Source organism: Tsukamurella strandjordii, from assembly GCF_039525985.1.
Classification (GTDB): Bacteria; Actinomycetota; Actinomycetes; order Mycobacteriales; family Mycobacteriaceae; genus Tsukamurella; species Tsukamurella strandjordii.
Genome location: NZ_BAAAII010000012.1, coordinates 23,134 through 39,492, shown reverse-complemented (window position 1 = coordinate 39,492; position 16,359 = coordinate 23,134). Strand labels below are relative to the sequence as shown.

23 protein-coding genes are annotated in these 16,359 nt (G+C 68.2%); 12 read left to right on the top strand and 11 right to left on the bottom strand.

Annotation, left to right across the window (positions count from 1 at the left end):
• Window positions 1–8 precede the first annotated feature (8 nt).
• Complete coding sequence (locus tag ABD108_RS19165; RefSeq protein ID WP_220658231.1) at window positions 9–659, bottom strand: hypothetical protein; 651 nt, start codon at window positions 657–659, stop codon at window positions 9–11.
• 88 nt (window positions 660–747) lie between these two features.
• On the opposite strand from ABD108_RS19165, the gene ABD108_RS19160 reads away from it, so the two are divergent.
• Together ABD108_RS19160 and ABD108_RS19155 are read left to right on the top strand one after the other, a co-directional pair.
• On the top strand, window positions 748–1,380 hold the full coding sequence (locus ABD108_RS19160; RefSeq protein ID WP_220658230.1) for a DUF2461 domain-containing protein: 633 nt from the start codon (window positions 748–750) through the stop codon (window positions 1,378–1,380).
• A 13-nt stretch (window positions 1,381–1,393) separates the two neighbouring features.
• A complete protein-coding gene (locus tag ABD108_RS19155; RefSeq protein WP_220658229.1) occupies window positions 1,394–2,176 on the top strand; it encodes an SDR family NAD(P)-dependent oxidoreductase in 783 nt (260 codons plus the stop codon).
• Between the two features lie 2 nt (window positions 2,177–2,178).
• Here the strand turns inward: ABD108_RS19155 and ABD108_RS19150 are convergent, their stop codons facing one another.
• From ABD108_RS19150 to ABD108_RS19140, 3 genes are all read right to left on the bottom strand, one after another.
• A complete protein-coding gene (locus ABD108_RS19150; protein ID WP_220658228.1) occupies window positions 2,179–2,532 on the bottom strand; it encodes a hypothetical protein in 354 nt (117 codons plus the stop codon).
• A 69-nt stretch (window positions 2,533–2,601) separates the two neighbouring features.
• Complete coding sequence (locus ABD108_RS19145) at window positions 2,602–3,108, bottom strand: MepB family protein (protein WP_255585689.1); 507 nt, start codon at window positions 3,106–3,108, stop codon at window positions 2,602–2,604.
• A 2-nt stretch (window positions 3,109–3,110) separates the two neighbouring features.
• Complete coding sequence (locus ABD108_RS19140; RefSeq protein ID WP_220658227.1) at window positions 3,111–3,569, bottom strand: peroxiredoxin; 459 nt, start codon at window positions 3,567–3,569, stop codon at window positions 3,111–3,113.
• Between the two features lie 73 nt (window positions 3,570–3,642).
• On the opposite strand from ABD108_RS19140, the gene ABD108_RS19135 reads away from it, so the two are divergent.
• Window positions 3,643–3,984, top strand: coding sequence for a DUF3060 domain-containing protein (locus ABD108_RS19135; protein ID WP_220658226.1), 342 nt, complete (start codon window positions 3,643–3,645; stop codon window positions 3,982–3,984).
• Window positions 3,985–3,988: 4 nt separating this feature from the next.
• On the opposite strand, the gene ABD108_RS19130 is transcribed toward ABD108_RS19135, so the two are convergent.
• Both ABD108_RS19130 and ABD108_RS19125 read right to left on the bottom strand, forming a co-directional pair.
• Complete coding sequence (locus tag ABD108_RS19130) at window positions 3,989–4,915, bottom strand: GNAT family N-acetyltransferase (protein ID WP_343931109.1); 927 nt, start codon at window positions 4,913–4,915, stop codon at window positions 3,989–3,991.
• Window positions 4,916–4,943: 28 nt separating this feature from the next.
• Window positions 4,944–6,095 carry an FAD-dependent monooxygenase gene (locus tag ABD108_RS19125; RefSeq protein ID WP_220658224.1) on the bottom strand — a complete coding sequence of 384 codons (1,152 nt, stop codon included), beginning with the start codon at window positions 6,093–6,095 and terminating at the stop codon, window positions 4,944–4,946.
• A 92-nt stretch (window positions 6,096–6,187) separates the two neighbouring features.
• Here ABD108_RS19125 and ABD108_RS19120 point away from each other — a divergent pair, with 92 nt between their 5' ends.
• Window positions 6,188–6,751, top strand: a complete 564-nt coding sequence (locus tag ABD108_RS19120) for a TetR/AcrR family transcriptional regulator (protein WP_220658223.1) — start codon at window positions 6,188–6,190, stop codon at window positions 6,749–6,751.
• Here ABD108_RS19120 and ABD108_RS19115 read toward each other — a convergent pair.
• Genes ABD108_RS19115 through ABD108_RS19100 form a run of 4 tightly spaced genes read right to left on the bottom strand, consistent with a single transcriptional unit; the run spans window position 6,748 to window position 8,021 of the window.
• Window positions 6,748–7,185: a YdeI/OmpD-associated family protein gene (locus ABD108_RS19115; protein WP_343931108.1), complete on the bottom strand. Its 438-nt coding sequence runs from the start codon at window positions 7,183–7,185 to the stop codon at window positions 6,748–6,750. The genes ABD108_RS19120 and ABD108_RS19115 overlap by 4 nt on opposite strands.
• A 4-nt stretch (window positions 7,186–7,189) precedes the next feature.
• Window positions 7,190–7,360, bottom strand: a complete 171-nt coding sequence (locus tag ABD108_RS19110) for a VOC family protein (protein ID WP_343931107.1) — start codon at window positions 7,358–7,360, stop codon at window positions 7,190–7,192.
• Window positions 7,357–7,554: a hypothetical protein gene (locus ABD108_RS19105; RefSeq protein WP_343931106.1), complete on the bottom strand. Its 198-nt coding sequence runs from the start codon at window positions 7,552–7,554 to the stop codon at window positions 7,357–7,359. Before ABD108_RS19105 ends, ABD108_RS19110 begins: the two co-directional genes overlap by 4 nt.
• Window positions 7,555–7,586: 32 nt before the next feature.
• Window positions 7,587–8,021, bottom strand: a complete 435-nt coding sequence (locus ABD108_RS19100; protein WP_220658220.1) for a VOC family protein — start codon at window positions 8,019–8,021, stop codon at window positions 7,587–7,589.
• 173 nt (window positions 8,022–8,194) lie between these two features.
• On the opposite strand from ABD108_RS19100, the gene arr reads away from it, so the two are divergent.
• Entirely contained in the window at window positions 8,195–8,605 is a 411-nt protein-coding gene (arr, locus tag ABD108_RS19095; RefSeq protein ID WP_220658219.1) for an NAD(+)--rifampin ADP-ribosyltransferase, read from the top strand.
• Here arr and ABD108_RS19090 read toward each other — a convergent pair.
• Complete coding sequence (locus tag ABD108_RS19090; RefSeq protein ID WP_220658218.1) at window positions 8,598–10,079, bottom strand: MDR family MFS transporter; 1,482 nt, start codon at window positions 10,077–10,079, stop codon at window positions 8,598–8,600. The two genes, arr and ABD108_RS19090, sit on opposite strands and share 8 nt — an antisense overlap.
• Window positions 10,080–10,229: 150 nt before the next feature.
• Between ABD108_RS19090 and ABD108_RS19085 the strand changes: the two genes are divergently transcribed.
• The 7 genes from ABD108_RS19085 to ABD108_RS22155 all read left to right on the top strand — a co-directional run bounded on the left by ABD108_RS19085 (window position 10,230) and on the right by ABD108_RS22155 (window position 16,344).
• The gene (locus ABD108_RS19085; protein WP_255585688.1) at window positions 10,230–10,694 is read left to right on the top strand and encodes a PNPOx family protein; all 465 of its coding nucleotides are present in this window, start codon (window positions 10,230–10,232) and stop codon (window positions 10,692–10,694) included.
• Between the two features lie 54 nt (window positions 10,695–10,748).
• Window positions 10,749–11,357 carry a SanA/YdcF family protein gene (locus ABD108_RS19080; protein WP_343931105.1) on the top strand — a complete coding sequence of 203 codons (609 nt, stop codon included), beginning with the start codon at window positions 10,749–10,751 and terminating at the stop codon, window positions 11,355–11,357.
• Window positions 11,358–11,727: 370 nt separating this feature from the next.
• Window positions 11,728–12,033: a helix-turn-helix domain-containing protein gene (locus ABD108_RS19075; protein ID WP_343931104.1), complete on the top strand. Its 306-nt coding sequence runs from the start codon at window positions 11,728–11,730 to the stop codon at window positions 12,031–12,033.
• A gap of 365 nt (window positions 12,034–12,398) precedes the next feature.
• The gene (locus ABD108_RS19070) at window positions 12,399–15,011 is read left to right on the top strand and encodes a hypothetical protein (RefSeq protein ID WP_343931103.1); all 2,613 of its coding nucleotides are present in this window, start codon (window positions 12,399–12,401) and stop codon (window positions 15,009–15,011) included.
• A gap of 51 nt (window positions 15,012–15,062) precedes the next feature.
• Window positions 15,063–15,395 (top strand): hypothetical protein, encoded by a 333-nt coding sequence (locus tag ABD108_RS19065; RefSeq protein WP_343931102.1) that lies wholly within the window; start codon window positions 15,063–15,065, stop codon window positions 15,393–15,395.
• Window positions 15,396–15,397: 2 nt separating this feature from the next.
• Window positions 15,398–15,679 (top strand): hypothetical protein, encoded by a 282-nt coding sequence (locus tag ABD108_RS19060; RefSeq protein ID WP_343931101.1) that lies wholly within the window; start codon window positions 15,398–15,400, stop codon window positions 15,677–15,679.
• An 86-nt stretch (window positions 15,680–15,765) separates the two neighbouring features.
• A complete protein-coding gene (locus ABD108_RS22155) occupies window positions 15,766–16,344 on the top strand; it encodes a plasmid mobilization protein (RefSeq protein ID WP_425579807.1) in 579 nt (192 codons plus the stop codon).
• Window positions 16,345–16,359: the final 15 nt, after the last annotated feature.

Here is a 16,359-nt window from a genome sequence, read left to right as displayed (position 1 = left end):
GTCCGGCATCAGGCGCCGGCGTCGCCACTGATATCCCGCCACGGGTAGTTCTTCGGGCGGTGTCGCGGAGGGATCAGTTCGAGCCCCTTGTCCGGCGCGACCGAGTAGATGTAGCGTCCCACGGCCCGCGGCGACGGGCTGTGGAAGGGCGTGATCCGGATCGCCGCAATCTGGTAGTCGCGGAACCAGAAGCGATCCGAGACCGTTGCCGACGCAACCGAATACATCATCGCACGGGAGCGTCGCCCGGGCGGCAGACCGAAGGTGTAGACGACGGCCTGTTGATACGCGCCGGCCGCCTCGATCGTGTGACCCACCGACGTGACCTCGGACCACCGCCACCGCCGGAGGGCCGGGTCCTCGACCCGACTGAAGCTGACGCCCTCACTGGAGAGAACGGCCACCTCGCGCCCGGAGTACATGCCCACCAGAATCAAGACGGTGAGACCGGACATCGCGATTCCGGCGATCGCGGCGAAGACGAACAGCACCACGGCGCTGACAGAATCCACGCCTTCCGACATCACGAGCGCGGCGGTCGACAGCATGAGGACCCCGGTGAGGCCGAAGAGGAGCACGAGCGCGATGCCGGCGGGACGGAAGCCGAGCCGCACCACCATCGGCCGAGGCCCGCCGGAAGACACTTCCCCACCACTCATCTTTCTTATTCTTCATATGTAGATCGCGATGCGCAATTCTCTCGACCGCGCGCCGTCTGCGTCGCCCGCCTGGCGGTAGTGTCGCGGCATGAGCTTCACCGGATTCCCCGAGGCGGCGCTGGACTTCTACGACGACCTCGAGGCCGATAACTCCAAGGTGTTCTGGGAGGCGCACAAGGAGATCTACCGGTCGGCGGTCGCCGAGCCGATGGCGGCGCTGACCGACGAGCTGGCCGACGAGTTCGGTACCGCCAAGATCTTCCGCCCCTACCGCGATGTGCGATTCTCCAAGGACAAGACGCCCTACAAGACGCATCAGGGCGCGTTCGTCGGCGTCGGTCCCGCGACGGGCTACTACGTGCAGATCGGTGCGCCCGGGGTCCGCGTGGGCGCCGGCTTCTACGACGCGAGCCCCACCCGGCTCGCCGCTTTCCGCAAGGCCATCGACCATGACCGATACGGCCCCGAACTGGAACAGATCATCGCCACGCTCCGCCGCAAGGGCTGGGAGATCGGCGGCGACACCGTCAAGACCGCGCCGCGGGGCTGGGACGTCGATCACCCGCGGATCGAGCTGTTGCGGCACAAGTCGCTGTCCGCGATGCGCGACTACGGATTCGGCGACATCATCGGATCACCGAAGCTCGTCGCCCAGATCCGCAAGCACTGGCGCGAGACCGCACCGCTGCTCGATTGGCTCGTCGAGCACGGCGACCGCTGACCCTGGAGGCACGATGACCCGCGACCTGTTCGACCTCACCGGCCGCACCGCGGTGATCACCGGCGGCAACGGAGGCATCGGACTCGGCATGGCCGAGGGGCTCCTGGACGCAGGCGCCGCCGTCTCGATCTGGGGACGCTCGTCCGCGAAGAACGCGGCCGCCGCGCAGCGGCTCGCCCACCACGGCGATCGCGTCGAGGTGCTCGCCTGCGATGTCTCCGATAAAGCGCAGGTCATCAAGGCCTTCGACGGTGTCGTCACGCGATTCGGCCGAGTCGACGCGATGTTCGCGAACGCCGCCCGCGCCGCCGCACCGCGCAGCTTCCACGACATCGCCGAGGAGCAGTTCGACGAGGTCTTCGGCACCAACATCAAGGGCACGATCTTCTGCTTGCAGACCGCCGCGGCACACATGCGCGAGCGGGCGCAGCAGGGTGATGCGTTCGGCCGACTCGTGGCCACCAGCAGCCTCGCGTCGATCTCGGGCATGGCGCGCGGCGAGGACTACGCCGCCACCAAGGGCGCCGTGGATTCAGTGATCCACGCCCTCTCCGTGGAGTACGCCCGGTACGGGGTGACGGCGAACGCGATCGTTCCCGGCTGGATCGAGACGGAGATGACCGCCCCGTCGCTCGGCGACGATCGGCTGGCCTCAGCGGTATCGTCGCGGATTCCCCTGCGGCGCTTCGGGAAACCGGAGGACTTCGCCGGTATCGCGGTCTATCTCCTGTCGCGAGCCAGCAGCTATCACAACGGCGACCACCTGGTGATCGACGGCGGCTACCACCGCTTCTGAGATCAGTCCTCGAGCGCGGTGACCGCGATGCCGTAGGGCAGGAAGCGCACCTTCCGCGTGGCATCGGTGTTGTGCTGATGTGCGCGCAGCGCCTCGATCTCGGTCTTGAAGACCTGCTCGACGCGGGCCGCACCGTCGTCAGCGGTGGCGATGATGGCCCACACGCCGTCTCCCGCCTCCCCCGCCGTCTCCGGTTCGCGGCGCGTGCGGCGCCCGGCCTCGTCGAACAAGCCCGAGAAGACGTCGCGCCCGCCGGTCGCGCCGCCGACGATCCGGCCCAGCATGTCGCGGGCCTCCCGAGCGATGTCGTCGAACTCGCCCGATCCGAATCCGAACGGATTCTCGTTCCCTGCCATGTGGACTCCCTGGTTCGATTGCTCTGTCATTCCAGTGTCCACACCGCGGCGCGACTGTGCCAGTGCCGATCAGCCGTGAGCAGAGACCGCGAACACCGAGGCGATCCGAGCGGGGTCGAGCGCACCGTCGGCGGAGGCCTCGAGGAAATGCTCGACCTGCCAGGACCGCGTGCGAGTCGCCTGCCCCGCCGGGGGCTCGACCCAGGGCGGGTAGATGCGGAACCCACGCTTGCCGCCGCGCCCACCGTCGGCGAAGACACCCCGGCTGACCAGCACGTCGCGCGGAAAGGCGAAGTATCCGCCGCGGTCGTCCTGGTGGCTGGCGATCACAAGGAAGGCCACGCCATCGGCGGCGTCGAGGGGCCGGATCGGGCCCGCCGCGGATCGTCGCCATGCGGTGACGAACTGCCCGACCTTGGTCGGGGTGGTCTTCCCGATCCGGAAGGCGACGGTAATACCGCCGGCCTCGACGGTGTGCGCGCCGTACTCCTCGCCCTCGGGCTCGGGGACCGGGCGCGACGGTGCGAGCCCCGCCTCCCCGAGAGCGGTCAGGAAGGCGGCGAGCTCAGGGCGCACCGTCAGCTGCGCAGTGCGGACAGCGCGCGATCCGCGTGGGCCTGCATGTTCACCTCGGAGGCGATCACGTCGGCGATGGTGCCGTCGGCGCGGATGGCGAAGGTGGTGCGCTTGGTGGGCATACCGGCCAGCTTGAGCAGGCCGTCGCGGCGGACGCCGTAGGCCGAGGCCACCGCACCGTCGACATCGGAAAGAAGCGGGTAGCCGAGCTCGTGCTTGGCCGCCCAGTCCTGCTGCTTCTCGACCGCGTCGCGGCTGATACCGACGCGCTGCACACCGGCCTCGGCGAACTCGGTGGCCAGGTCACGGAAGTGGCAGGCCTCCTTGGTGCAGCCGGGCGTGAACGCCGCCGGGTAGAAGAACAGCGCCACCGGGCCGTCGGCCAGCAGGTCGCTGAGCTTGCGCGGATGGCCGAGCTGATCGGGAAGCTCGAAATCGGGGGCCTTGTCTCCGGGTTTCATAGCTCCACGCTAGCCGCCGACCGCGAGACGGTACATTTCGGACTGCATACTTTCGACTCGGGGGAGACAGATCATGAAGAACCGCATTCTCACCATCGCCGCAGCCACCGCTCTCGGCGCCGCACTCGCGCCCGCTGGCATCGCCGCCGCCGGCCCCGGAGACGTCTTCGGCAGCGGCATCACCCAGACCGTGCACTGCATGAGCGACGGTGTGTCCGTGAGCGGCAGCCGCAACACCCTCACGGTGGTCGCGCATTGCGACCTGCTGATGGTGTCCGGCGACGGCAACGTGATCACCACCAGCTACCCGATCAAGAACATCGTGGTGACCGGTCGCGACAACATCATCAAGTGCGACGGCTACTACGGCACGAAGGTCTCCGACCGGGGCTTCGGCAACGTCGTGAAGTGCTGACGCGTCAGGCGTCGTCCGCCTGAGCGAGGTGCTCGAATCCGAGATCTCCGGGCAACCACCACGCACTGTTGCCACCCTCTGCACCGGTGAGCTGGGCGATCTCGACATAGACCTCGTCGGCCGCGGGGTTGATCAGCACGGCGCCGGTGTCGAGTTCGATGCGCAGGCCCTCGCGCGGTCGTACGGAGGTGCCCGTGACGGTGCCCGGGGTGAGGCCTCGCACCGCATCCGCGTACCCGAGATCCGGTTCCCGCCAGGTTCGTCCGCGGTATTCGATCGCCGGCCACACCTCGCAGTTGAGGACCGCCGGCCCGGGATCGGAGCGCGGGCCGTCGAAGCGCATCTGCACGTAGTCGTTGACGACGAACTCCACGGAGTACATCCGCTCGCCGACGAGCATCGCCAGCACGTCGTCCGCCCACTCCCCGCCCCCGGGGAGCTCACCCCACCGTGACCGGAACTCGGTGCGCACCACGGGTGGCGCCACCGATTCGTCCCACGGCTCGGTCGGGCCGGTGAGGGACCTGCGGAGGATCGTCACAGCGGGAGTCGGAAGAACCAGAGCGCCGCAGTCCTGCCACCCGAGCGCCCAGAGGAACCGGTACCCGGTCGATTCCGGGTCTGCACATGCCATCACGCCGGCACATCTCGCGCGGGCGGGCTCCGCGGTCCACGCCTCCATCAGGAGGCGGCCGATGCCCCGTCTCCGGAACGGTCCGAGCACCTCGACCACGTCGATGAAGGGGTACACATCACGAAAAACGCTCCACCGCAGCCACCCGATCGGCCGGTCGTCGTACACCGCCACGATCACACGACCAGCGGCGATCGCCTCCACCAGCACCGAGCGGCGGGCGATCTGATCGTTCTCGACGAGGAAGGGCAGGTCCTCGGTCGAGGCGGCACGCACCGTGGCACCGTCCAGTTTCATAGCCTCCACGCTAGCGGGATTCCGTGCATCACTTCGGCCGCGGGAGCCGGGACTGCAGGAACGGGCCGAGGACCGGCGCGGTGAGGGCGCGAATCATCAGGTCCTGCACCACGAGGTGCAATCGGCTCGGCGGTGCGAACCGGGCCATGCCGACACGCGCCTGCTTCTGCTTCCGCTCCACCTCGTCGCGCAGGCTCGCTTCCCAGCTGCGCAGGGCCGCCGCGGTGTCGTCGTGGGCGGCCAGCGCCCGCCCCAGGCGATCGGCACCGTCGAGCGCGAGGCCCGCGCCGTGGCCGGCGAAAAGTGACACGCACCAGGCCGCGTCGCCGAGCAGCACCACCCGGCCGGAACTCCACGACGGCATCACCACCTGACTCACGGAATCGAAGTACGCCTCGTCACCCGCCCCTGCGATCGCTGCCCGCAGTCCCCCGCCGAGGTCGGCGAAGCGCCTCTCGATCGCGGCGACGGGCCCGGCTGCGAGATCGGCGGCGACCGAGTCCGTGCGGTAGGTGACGAACGCCGAGGCGCTCTGCGTGCGCGGACGGAACACCGCGGCGGTGCGCCCGACGTCGATGAAGGTGTCCGCGGTCTGCGGCGATAGGCCTTCGGGTGGCGCGTCGAGGGTGAACGCCGCGACCACGTGGTTCAGCTCGCGGACGAAGGATTCGGACGGGCCGAAGGCCAGCTCGCGCACGCCCGAGTGCAGGCCGTCGGCACCGATCACGAGGTCCGCGTCTTCGACGGTGCCGTCGCTGAGCGTGACGCGCAGCGGCGCCGAAGGGACGTCCTCGATCGCCGTCACCGTGGTGTCGAAGCGGATGTCCGCGCAGCCCTGGACCGCCTCGTACAGAACGGATTCCAGGTCTCCGCGGAACACGGTGAGCGCGCGGTCGCCCAAGGACTCCGCCATTGCCGCGGGCATGGTGAGCCTGGTGCTGCCGTCGGCGCGGACGAGATTCGAGGTGAACATCCCCTGATCGTGCGCGCGGAGCGCACCGTCGAGCCCGAGGCGTTCGGCGGCGTCGAATCCCGTCCCGAGGAGGTTGATCAGGTAGCCGCCAGTGCGCCGGGCCCGCGCGCGCTCGACGACGACGATCTCGTGGCCGTCGCGGTGCAGGCGCAGCGCCGCCGCCAGTCCGGCGATTCCCGCGCCGGCGATGAGTACCCGCTGTGGCATGTCGGCCTCCCTGATATGAACGAGTGTTCATTCCAGTATGAACGAGTGACCATTCTCTGCGCCAGTGGCCCCCACCTCGTAGAATCGTCGGCATGCCCCGGGGAGTCGCGATCGACGGAGTCCGGCAGCGGCTGTTCGCCGCGGCCGAGACCGTGATCCTGCGCGAGGGGGCGGGCGGCCTGCGGGGCCGTGCGGTCACCGCGGAGGCCGGCGTTGCCACCGGGCTGCTGCACGCCCACTTCGGAGACTTCGAGGGCTTCCTCGTGGCCTATGCGGTCGACCGCAGCTTCCTCCTGACCGCCGCCGCGGGCGAGATCGAATCGCTCCGCCCACCCGATCTCGGCGACGCACTCGCCTCCCTCCCCCAACCCGCGGCAACGGCCTTCGCCCGCCTGCTTGCCGCGCGACCGGACCTCCAGGGCAAGGCGGCGGAGATCCTCGGTGCGGAGTCGGCCGGGTTCGCCGGACTCACCGACGGCGTCACGCAGTACCTCACCGCGGCGCGGGACGACGGGCACCTGGCCGCCACCACGGATCCCGCGGCACTGGCCTACGCGATCATCGCAGTGCTACTGCGGGCGTGGAACGAGGGCGACCGAGAAGCCCTGTCGCGCACCGTGATCGGGACCCTCATGTCTGCGGCGGCCACCGCCTAACGGAGCGCGTCCACCACCGCGGCGATCCGGCGTTCCCGGGTCTCCGCACGCTTGGCCTCGGTGACGCCGCGGGCGTACTCCTTGCGGCGCGTGTAGTTGAGCGCGTCGAAGGCGGCCCGCACCGCGGGGTCGGCGTCGAGCGCGGCCGCGAGATCGTCGGGCAGGTCGACGGTGCGCTCGGCATCGTCGAGCTCGATGGTGGCGTCCACGGTGTCGCCGATCTCCACGCCGAGTTCCTTCCGCGCGGCCTTCGACAGCCCGATCATGTTGCAGCCACCCATCGGTGCGACGCGCAGGCGCGCCGTGCGATCGCCGATGGTGACGCGGACCGCCGGCCGCTTGCCGCCGTCGAGTGCGGCGACCTGCTCGTCGGTGAGCATGATGGCGGTGGCAGGACCGGTGGGTTCCAGGGTGCTGTGGACGCGCAGTGTCATGAGGTCATGCTCCTTGTTCCGCGGGCGCGCCGCCCACACCGATCTCGTTGCCGTCGGGGTCGAGGAAGATCGTCTTCCGCACACCGTTGTCGTAGTCCTCCTGCGTATCCGGGTGCAGACCGCGTTCCGCGGCCGCGGCGAGGAAGGCGTCGAGGTCGTCGACGAACAGGGTCACCGAGGAGTGTCCGGCGTGCTGCGGCAGGAGCTCGACGTAGACGTGAGCTCGACGTAGACGTGACAGTGCTCGGCGAGGGTCCAGACGTGCTCGGTATCGTTCGGCGCGAACGCCTCCACCGGACCGAACAGCGCATCACCCCAGGCGATCGCCTCGGGAAGCCTGCTGACGGCGATCCTCGCGAACAGATCCACGGCTACTCCTCTCGCTCGTTCTTCAGCGTGTGTCAGTCGAGGCAGAACTCATTGCCCTCGACGTCCTGCATCACCAGACAGGATTCGTTCACCCCGTCGGCTTCGAGCAGCTCGTACCGGGTGGCGCCGAGCGGGATGAGACGCGCGCACTCGGCCTCGAGTGCGGCGAGCCGTTCGGCGCCGACGAGGCCCGTGCCCACCCGGACGTCGAGGTGCACGCGGTTCTTCACCACCTTGCCCTCGGGTACGCGCTGGAAGAACAGCCGCGGACCGACGCCGTTCGGGTCGATGCACGCGAACCTGCTGCCCTGCCAGTCCGGCGGCAGGCTGGCATCGAAGGCGTCCCAGGAGTCGAAGCCCGGAGGTGGCGGCGGCACAACGTATCCCAGCACCTCGCACCAGAACAGCGCGACCTTCTTCGGGTCCGCGCAATCGAACGTCACCTGGATCTGCCTGACTTCAGCCATGGTGCCAACCCTAGTCAGCGCACCGGTCAGTTCACGACCTAATTCCGCCGTTCTCCCCGCCGATGATCCGATCCGCGGCCACGAGCCGGAGGGAGGAAGGAATCGCGGCCGCGGGAGGGCGGCGCACCCGCTCCTCGGGCCCCGTGAGCCGTCCGCGGAGGTAGCCTGGGTCGATGAGCGACGCGTTGGACGAAGGCCCCTTCTTCCACGGCACGAAGGCCGATCTCCAGGTCGGAGACCTCCTCACCGCGGGGTTCCGGTCGAACTACCGGCCCGAGATCGTCATGAACCACATCTACTTCACGGCCCTGCGCGACGGCGCCGGGCTCGCCGCAGAACTCGCAGCCGGCGACGGTGAGCCGCAGGTGTACCGGGTGGAGCCGACCGGGGAGTTCGAGAACGACCCGAACGTCACCGATAAGAAGTTCCCCGGCAACCCCACCCGCTCCTACCGCAGCAGCGCTCCCCTGCGGATCGTCGAGCGGATCGACGACTGGACCCGCCTCTCGCCGGAAGCGCTGCAGCAGTGGCGCGATCGGCTGGCCGCGATCCGTTCCGACGACCGCGCCGAGATCATCAACTGACGGTCCGGGACTCCTCCGTCGCCGGCTTCGCGGCCGGGAGCAGGAGCGCCGCCACGACCACCACGACGCCCATCAGCGCCGCCGCGACGAAGGCCCACTCCAAGCCGCCGACGAAGGCCGACGGCTGCGACGCCCCCGCCTCGACGAGCTGCGTTGTGCGGTTCGACATGACCACGATCAGCGCGGCCGTCCCGATCGCGCCGGCCACCTGCTGCAAGGTGCCGAGCAGCGACGAGCCGTGCGAGTACAGGTGCTCCGGCAGATCGCCGAGGCCCACGGTGAAGACGGGGGTGAAGACGGCGGCGAGGCACACCATCAGCGCGACGTGGATCGCGACGATGACCGGGTACGGCGTGGTTGCGCCGATGCGGCTCAGCGCGCCGAGCGCGATCACCATGCCGATCGAGCCCGGGATCACCAGCGGCCGCGCGCCGACGCGGTCGTAGATCTTGCCGACCTTGGGCCCGAGCAATCCCATCGCGAGGCCGCCCGGCATCACCAGCAACCCGGTCTGCAGTTCGGAGAGTCCGCGCAGGTCCTGGAGGTAGAGCGGCAACAGGATCATCGATCCGAGGAAGGCCATGAACGCGGCCGACATCAGCAGGAGCGAGACCGCATAGGTGCGGTGCCGCAGGGTGCGCAGATCGAGGAGCGGCATCTCGCGCTGCTGCAGGCGCACCTGGTAGGCGGCGAAGGCGGCGATCAGGAGAACGCCTGCGGCCACGGTGAGGACGGGGCCGGTCCAGCTGCCCGTGCCGATCTCGCTGAGACCGTAGACGAGGCTGCCGAATCCGCCCGCAGCGAGCGCGACGCTGAGCCAGCTGACCGGCGTGCTCTCGGTCTCGCCGACGTTCTCCAACTGCCGCATCCCGGCGATGCCGACGAGCACAGCGATGGGCAGGACGAAGGCGAAGATCAGCCGCCACGAGCCGAAGTGCAGAATCACCCCGGACACCGCCGGACCCAGCGCCGGCGCACACGACATGGCCAGCGTGACCTGCCCCATCACGCGGCCGCGGTCGCTCTCCGGGACCACGGTCATCAACGTGGTCATCAGCAGCGGCATCATGATCGCGGTGCCGCCCGCCTGCACCACGCGGGCGGCGAGCAGCACCTCGAAGTTCGGGGCGATCGCCGCGAGCGCGGTACCGGCGCTGAACGTGGCCATCGCGACCGCGTACGCCGTGCGGGTGCTGACGCGCTGCAGGAACCAGCCCGTCACCGGGATCACCGCGGCCATGGTGAGCATGAAGACGGTCGACAGCCATTGCGCGGCGCGCGCCTCGATGTGGAAGTCCGTCATGAGTCGCGGGATCGCGTTGATCATGATCGTCTCGTTGAGGATCACCACGAAAGTAGCCGCGACCAGCAGTTTGATCACCAGCGGCGTGCGCCCGGCCTGCTCGGTCCGCTCGTCGGAGGGCGTCGTCACGCCGGTGGGTGGGTGGTCCATCGGTTCAGTGTGCGTGCTCATGGGGATTCCTCATAGTCGATTTCCGACGACCGCCGTCCGGTGCCGTCATCTATACGACGAACCCCTGACAGGTTTTTCGACATCGGCGCAACCGCGGATTCCTCGATCACTACCTAGCCGCAGCGGGGTGAGCGGGCCTACCGTTGAACCGTGAGCCGGAGCGCAGGTACCGCCAAGACGATGCCGCTGCAAGGAGTGATGAACGCAGTGATGCGCACACTGCTGCGCGCGCCCGGGTCATCGAAATTCCTCGGCGGCCGACTGCTCACGCTGTACGTGGTGGGGAGGAAGTCGGGCAAGGTCTTCGAGGTGCCCGTCGCCTATACCAAGCACGACGGGGACCTGCTGGTCGGGTCGCCGTTCGCGTGGGGGAAGAACCTGCGCACCGGTGAACCGATCGACATCCAGCTCGCCGGGCACCGTCGGACCGCCGACGTGCGGGTCGTCTCCGACGAGGCCGGCGTGGTCGAGCTGTACGGCGTGATCGCCGCCGACAACACGAACTTCGCCTCGTTCAACGGCATCGGCTTCGGCGCCGACGGCTCCCCCGATCCTGAGGACCTCCGGCGGGCTTTCGAGGGCGGCGCACGGGTCTTCATCCTCACCCCACGCTGAGGGCACCGCCGTCGCCACACCGGCTTCGGCCGGACGATCAGTACCCTCGGTCCGGTGTTTGCAACCCTGCGCCGCTTGATTCGGTACATCGTGATCGCGGTCGTCATCGTCATCGGGATCTCGAGCGCCTGGGTGCAGTGGGAGAGCCGCTCGCGCATCGATCAGAACGCGTCCCGACAGTGGGTGGTGGTGTTGGGCGACCGCGTGCGCGACGGCGAGCCCTCGGTGTATCTGCGGGAGCGGCTGGACACCGCGCTGACGATCCTGCGCGAACGCCGGGCCCAGCGCGTTCTGGTGTCGGGTCACGCGGTGTCGACCAAGGGCGACGAGGTGGCCGCGATGCGGAAGTATCTGGTCGAGCGCGGCGTCGGTGCCGATGCCATCACCGACGACCGGTTCGGCGTCACGACCTACAACACCTGCGCCCGCGCCAAGACCGTCTTCGACATCGACGAGGCGATCCTGGTGACGCGGGATTTCCACCTCCGCCGCGGAGTCGCCCTGTGCGAGAGCCAGGGCATCGACGCGATCGGCGTCGAGGCGGATTCCGATGCCGGCGTGTACCTCACCGTGCGCAATTGGGTCCGCGAGATCGGCTTGTCGCGCCCCAAGGCCGCACTCGACGCCCTGCTCGATCCGGGTCCGACGACGCGTGACCGATGAGGCGTGCGCGCGTTAGACGTTGAAGCGGAACTCCACCACGTTACGTACACAACTTCCGTCATTAGTACCACTACTTGCGCCCGCTTGACAGGCGCGATAGGATCGCGTCAAGTCTTTGATCACCGCGACCGCAAGGTGCTCGAAGAGGGATCACCCCACGTGGGCTGTGTTGAGCAGCGCGTAGTCAGCACCGGGTAGCGCCGGGAATCACGTCGAGATTGAGCAATAGAGACGACCCGGCTGGGAGTGGCTTCTCCCGTAAGGCACGGAGGCCCGACAGGGCCCAGTGGAGCATCGCGCACGGCGACCGGGAAAGTAGCCGGACAACTATTCCCCCGTCTCCGGACAGTTCACGCTGTCTGGAGTTGTCATGGGGCACACCCCTCCCCCCTCGTCCTCGCTCGATCACTACCTCACCCTTCAAGAAGCCGTCTCACGCGGCTACGGCGCCTATCAGACGCTCCGCAAGTGGATCGCTGACGGTCGTCTGCCCGCGGTCAAGATCGGCTCCCGCGTCAAGGTGCTACAGAGCGACCTCGACGCTCTGGCTGTCGCGATCAAGCCCTCGACCTTCGAAGACATCGAGGCCGCCGCCGAGCGGCTCGCTGCGTCCGCTCCCACGCTGACTGACGCGCAGGTTCGCCGTCTCACCGCGATCTTCGGCGGTGCATCGTGACTGCGGTCGAGGACGAGATCACGCGCATTTCTGGCGCACTGGTCGGGACCGGCTGGGTCGCTTCCTCGACTGTTGTCTCCGGCGTCGACACGGCTGCCCTCGTGCGCCGCGTGGAGCGTTCGTCGAACACCCCCAAGAGTGCCCACAGCACCCTTGAATGTGGCACCGTTTCCGAGAACGGTGCCACATCGGACCCTGGATTTCAGCACCTGACCAGCGGAAACTGCTTCAGGCCAAATTCCCCTATGGGAGTGGAGACTGGCCTGGCCGGGACGGCCAGCGCCAGCGTGCCCGCGCCTGGCTCTCCCGCGACGCCTTCGACGGGGTCTCAGCCGTCCGTCGGTGATCTCCCGACGGTCCGCGCGATGGGCACCGGCGAGCAGGCGCCGGTGATCAGTGTCGACACCGAGTTCACGTATCGCGAGGACGGGTCACGGCGAATCGACAGCTATCAGTTTTCCTGCCTCGATCCTGCCGACCGCGCATACAGGTTCGACGTGGTGCTCCTCCCGCTCGCGGCCGACGAGCGGCTGGCCGTCGAGGACTGCCTTGCTGTAGTCCTCCGCGAGAGCGGGCTGTGGCGCGCGTTCGACCTGCCCGACCCTCGTGGGGTCGCCCGGCGGTCGTTCTGGGTGAAGGGTGACTATCGCGCGAGCATGGCGGCGCTGTACAAGAAGCATCGCGTCAGCGTCGTTCTGGCCGGTCACTATCTGAACGCTGACCTCACGGCATTCGCTCGGCCCCGTCGTCAGCGTGGTGACGGCCGGTACGGCGACGTCCTCCGCCGGGTGACCTCTGCCTCGGGCGGGTTGGTCTCGCTCAAGCCGATCCGCATGACGGCGCGATCCGGACACGGCTCGAACGGTGAGCGCTGGCTGCCGTTGTCGATCACCGTCCGCGACACCATGGGGCAGTCGGCGCCGGGGATGAAGTCGCTCGCGGCACTCGGGGACGTCTGCGGCGTCGCGAAGCTCGATGTCGGCGACGCCATCGAGGACATGAGCGCGTTTCGGCGTGATCATCTCGTCGACTTCCTTGAGTACGGCGCGAACGATGCTGTCATCGTTCTGGAGTACCTCACGTTGCTCTGGGGGCTGCACGCCGTACCTCCTGTGACTCTTTCTGGCGGGGGTGCCCACGCGCTGCGCGCGGGTATCAAGTCCTACTGGGGCATCGGGGATGCCGGGAACGCGTTGTTCATGGCGCGGTTTCAGGGGCTGGTTGCCATCGATGAGGGTCAGGAGGTCTCGGACGACGGGCTGAGCTACTACGCAGTTCGATCGCTCACGCCCGTCGACGGTGACGCCAATCAGGCACACTCGGCCTTCAAGCAGGCCTTCCACGGCGGATGGAATTCGTGCTTGCGCGTCGGATCGTTCCCGACCACCACGTACGACCACGACATCCAGTCGGCCTACCCCTCGGCGATGGCGTCGATCGTCGACGTCGACTTCGAGAACGGGTGCATCGAGGAGGTCATCAAGAATCGGGACTTGTCGAAGAGCGACTTCCCGCTCGGCTACGTGACCCCGATCGTCGCCTACGTCTCGTGGGACTTCCCGGAGGGCGTCGAGCCGTGCCTGCCCGTTCAGGTTGGTCAGTCGATCATCTACCCCCGCACCTCCGAGGGCGTCGGCGCGGCCCAGGGCGAGGGCATGGATACGGCAGGCTTCGCTGCCTTCGATGGGGCGTGGTGCTGCGGCCCCGAGCTTGCGCTGGCCCTGGCGCTCGGCGCTCACGTCCGCGTGCAGATCGGGTATCGGCTGCGCGTCCTGGAGCACGACGGCGGACCGTCTCGTTCGATGCGCGCTGCCGTCAGGCAGATGGTCACTGACCGAGCTGTCGCGAAGCGCACGTGGGGCAAGGGCTCGCTCGTCGACCTCATGATCAAGGTCGCAACCAACTCCTGCTACGGCAAGCTCGCGCAGGACGTCGCCGAGCGCTCCGGGTGGAACTCGTGGGCCGAGGAGATGGAGTCGATCGGCGGATCCGCCGTGACGAGCCCGTATCACGCGGCGATGATCACCAGCCTTGTTCGCGCGCTCCTCTTGGGGATGGCGAACGAGGTCGACCTCGTGAGTGTCACGACCGACGGCTTCATCACCGACGTGGCGGACGTCGAAGGGTTCGACGTGTTCGATCTCGCCGACGTGTTCCGCGAGGCGCGTCGGGCGTTGGTCGATGACCCGAAGGTGTGGGAGCCGAAGCACGTCCAGGACGACTTGGTCAACCTGACCACGCGCGGCAACGTGAGCGCCGTCGAAGGCGGTGTCCTTGCGAAGGCGGGGTTGAAGACTCCGCGCGAGATCGCACGCGGTTCGTTGGAGGAGCGTGCATGGTTCCGCGAGATCGCCCTCTCGCGCGAGGGAAAGGTGCCGAATCCGTACACCTCGTTTCCGTCCTTCAGGGAACTTTCGAGGTCGAAGGATCGTCTCGACTTCGCCCCCGTTCAGCGCACGCCCGAGGTGAGCCTCGACTTCGACATGAAGCGTCGTCCGTTGCTCGACACCGTGCGCGTCGATCTCGTCGATGGGTACGAGGTCGCCGGGTTCGAGACTGCCCCGTGGGACACCGTCGCTGAGTACACGAGGGCACGCGACATCGCCCGCCATATCGCGGCTGCTCGTCCGGGCACGACGGGTGAGGGCCGACCGACCGGATGTCTGCGGACTCGCGATGAATGGTTCACCTGGCGGCGCCGGTTCGAGAGCCGCGCGGGGCGGCGTATCCGCACGGTCGACGCCGCCGTACTTACCGAGATCGTCGCCGCCCACAAGGAGGGACTCGTGCACCTCCCCGTCCTCGCTTCCGGGGTGTCGGTCGACCAGAAGCTGGCTTGGCTCTCGTCCCTCGGGTACGGCGACTTCTCTCGCGCGCAGTGGGACCACATGTCTAAGCGCACCCGCAGGACGCGAGTGCTCGACGACATCGACCGCGACGCTCTCGCGGAGATCGTCGAGAACCTTCCCGTGTGGTGAGCCGCTCCGGCTGCCGTGCTGTCCAGATCAACGACCCGAAAGGAACTCAATATGACCAACGACGACCGGATGCTCGACGAGCTGATGCAAGACATCCAGGACAGAAACGCCGCGCGTGTCGCGCTGACGGACTGGCTCATCTGCGGGCAGATGCCCGGCAGCGACTGGCAGAACCGCGACCCGCGACGCACCACGATCGAGGGTTCCCTGCACTCCGAAGCACTCGTGCTCGATGCAGTGCTGGGCCTGCTCCGCGAGGACGTGCAGGAAGCGCGAGACGAAGGCCTGCCCGAGACCGCGATCATCGCCGCCCTCGACCTCCCGCCCGAGATCGCTTCGCTGGTCCTCAGCCGAAGCCACCACCTCAACGACCTGGAGAATTGACTATGAGCAACAAGACGAGCACCACGATCAACCTCGACGAGCTGATCGAGCAGGAGCGCCGCCGCGCGTCCGAGCGCATTGCCAAGCTCAAGCGTGCTGCCGCTGCCGAGCAGCGCCGCGTCGATGCGCGGGTCATCGAGCTGCTGCGTGAGCAGGAGCCCGACCTCTACGACCAGGTCTCCAGCGAGGCACGCGAAGCCCTTGCGGAGGAGAAGGCGAAGCGGTCGAGCAGGGCGAAGAAGTCGGCTGAGCCGGCTCCGGAGGAGGCACCGTGGAACGGCTGACGACTCCGCTCCGGGACTTGCGCCAGCGTCCCGGGTACCCCTCGCCCGCAGGGAGCGCAGCGACTGAGGACGAGGGCCAGCGGTCGATGAGGACGACGAGCGAAGCGAAGTTGTCCGACATCGACCCTGCTGGCCGTCTTCTGTACCCCTCGGAGAACGAGCCCAACACCCCAAGCAGCGCTGGTCGGGATCGTGCGGAGAGGGGTACAGAAGACCAGGCGCCGACGGCGGAGCTTCAGCACGACACCCAGGTGAACACCGGTCGTGCTGAGGCGGAGTCGACGGTGCCTGCCGACGGTCCTGTGGAGCGTCGGAACTGCCGTCGACGAGAGGTCTCTCTCGACGTGCGGCTGACGGTGGCTGATCGTGAAGCGATCCGGCACCGTGCCGGTGTGCTCGGCGTTAAGCCGAGCGCATGGGCGCGGGCGGTGATGCTCGATGCGCTGGACGCCCGTTCCGCGAAGGTCGTCCGGTTGGAGAGCAGTGCGGTGTCCGTGGGCGTCTCGGAAACGGTGGGTCCCGCTGTCGAGCAGCTTCGGAGGGTCGGGGTCAACCTCAATCAGGCGCTGCGCAACGGCGCCGCTGTCGACGGCGATCTCCTGCGTGCAGTGATGGGCGCCGTGAATGAGTTGCGGGCCGCTCTCGGTGATCGGACGAGGACGTGAGTACGGTGAACGTCC

Excerpts from the sequence above, each read along its gene's own strand:
- ABD108_RS19165 (WP_220658231.1), bottom strand. The coding sequence starts at position 659 with ATGAGTGGTGGGGAAGTGTCTTCCGGCGGGCCTCGGCCGATGGTGGTG.
- ABD108_RS19160 (WP_220658230.1), top strand. The coding sequence starts at position 748 with ATGAGCTTCACCGGATTCCCCGAGGCGGCGCTGGACTTCTACGACGAC.
- ABD108_RS19155 (WP_220658229.1), top strand. The coding sequence starts at position 1,394 with ATGACCCGCGACCTGTTCGACCTCACCGGCCGCACCGCGGTGATCACC.
- ABD108_RS19150 (WP_220658228.1), bottom strand. The coding sequence starts at position 2,532 with ATGGCAGGGAACGAGAATCCGTTCGGATTCGGATCGGGCGAGTTCGAC.
- ABD108_RS19140 (WP_220658227.1), bottom strand. The coding sequence starts at position 3,569 with ATGAAACCCGGAGACAAGGCCCCCGATTTCGAGCTTCCCGATCAGCTC.
- ABD108_RS19135 (WP_220658226.1), top strand. The coding sequence starts at position 3,643 with ATGAAGAACCGCATTCTCACCATCGCCGCAGCCACCGCTCTCGGCGCC.
- ABD108_RS19130 (WP_343931109.1), bottom strand. The coding sequence starts at position 4,915 with ATGAAACTGGACGGTGCCACGGTGCGTGCCGCCTCGACCGAGGACCTG.
- ABD108_RS19125 (WP_220658224.1), bottom strand. The coding sequence starts at position 6,095 with ATGCCACAGCGGGTACTCATCGCCGGCGCGGGAATCGCCGGACTGGCG.
- ABD108_RS19120 (WP_220658223.1), top strand. The coding sequence starts at position 6,188 with ATGCCCCGGGGAGTCGCGATCGACGGAGTCCGGCAGCGGCTGTTCGCC.
- ABD108_RS19115 (WP_343931108.1), bottom strand. The coding sequence starts at position 7,185 with ATGACACTGCGCGTCCACAGCACCCTGGAACCCACCGGTCCTGCCACC.
- ABD108_RS19100 (WP_220658220.1), bottom strand. The coding sequence starts at position 8,021 with ATGGCTGAAGTCAGGCAGATCCAGGTGACGTTCGATTGCGCGGACCCG.
- arr (WP_220658219.1), top strand. The coding sequence starts at position 8,195 with ATGAGCGACGCGTTGGACGAAGGCCCCTTCTTCCACGGCACGAAGGCC.
- ABD108_RS19090 (WP_220658218.1), bottom strand. The coding sequence starts at position 10,079 with ATGAGCACGCACACTGAACCGATGGACCACCCACCCACCGGCGTGACG.
- ABD108_RS19075 (WP_343931104.1), top strand. The coding sequence starts at position 11,728 with ATGGGGCACACCCCTCCCCCCTCGTCCTCGCTCGATCACTACCTCACC.
- ABD108_RS19070 (WP_343931103.1), top strand. The coding sequence starts at position 12,399 with ATGGGCACCGGCGAGCAGGCGCCGGTGATCAGTGTCGACACCGAGTTC.
- ABD108_RS19065 (WP_343931102.1), top strand. The coding sequence starts at position 15,063 with ATGACCAACGACGACCGGATGCTCGACGAGCTGATGCAAGACATCCAG.
- ABD108_RS19060 (WP_343931101.1), top strand. The coding sequence starts at position 15,398 with ATGAGCAACAAGACGAGCACCACGATCAACCTCGACGAGCTGATCGAG.
- ABD108_RS22155 (WP_425579807.1), top strand. The coding sequence starts at position 15,766 with ATGAGGACGACGAGCGAAGCGAAGTTGTCCGACATCGACCCTGCTGGC.